The 864-nt window shown below is 59.7% G+C and carries 1 pseudogene; it reads right to left on the bottom strand.

Going from position 1 to position 864, the window contains the following annotated elements:
* Nucleotides 1-864, bottom strand: a pseudogene (locus AC1Q6Y_RS28030) (sugar-binding protein); the annotation flags it as partial.

The following is an 864-nucleotide window of genomic DNA, read 5'->3' as shown; positions in this document are numbered from 1 at the left end:
GGTCACGGTTTTCGGCAACTGGCAATAAGGCGGCTGGTCCTTGAACTCCAGGTTCGGGACGAGGTGATATTCGGTGTCGGTTCTTTTGAGGGTGTGCTTGCTTGGGTCGCTGCTGTACTGGGTGGTTTCTTCCAGCGTTTGCAAATGGAAGTTGTTGAACACCCGCCGGGTTTCCTGGATTTTCTGGTTGCCGATGCCGTCCCAGAGGATCTCGGTGGTTTCATACCAGTACGTCGAACTCACCTTGTACAGGTTGTCAAAACCGTCGTCGCTCCAGGACACGCCGCTGCCATAGCCGAAACAGTTGTGGCCGCGAGCGTCGTATCCAAAGCGGTGTTCGACCGCGGGTTGGCCGAACCCCGGGTTACGCACGTGACGCTCGACCCGCGGCAACTTGCGTGATGCCAGGCCCGGGAAGGAGTGCGGCACGGCCGAATAGGTGACGGTTTCCCGAGCGCCGGTGGGGGTATCGACTTGCGCGAGGCAGGTCAGGCCCTCCTTGAACACGTAGCCAAAACGCCAGGAGGCCTGGTCGTCGGTGGGCAGGATCAGGCTTCTGGTTTCGCCGCCTTCGATGTATAGACGAAACAGGGTTTCATGCGCACTGTCCGGAAACAGCGTGATGTTCAGCCAGTTGGTGCTGCGCACCAGCTTGAGCAGTTGCGTGCCATCGGCGTTGCGGATACTGCTGAGCAGCGGCCCCGTGCCGAAGGCCACGTATTCGAGCGAAACGCTGTGGCCCTGGGGCGAACGCATTTGCACCGGCAGGGCTATATCACCTTGAACACGCGCCAGGATTTCTACCAGGCCGGATTTATGCTCGACGCGGTAACGCTGGTTGCCCAGGTCATGGAAGTGGAAGGA

Source organism: Pseudomonas sp. GW823-FHT06E10, from assembly GCF_058794995.1.
The sequence above is the reverse complement of the archived record's forward strand: the minus strand, read 5'-3'. Positions and strand labels throughout refer to the sequence as shown.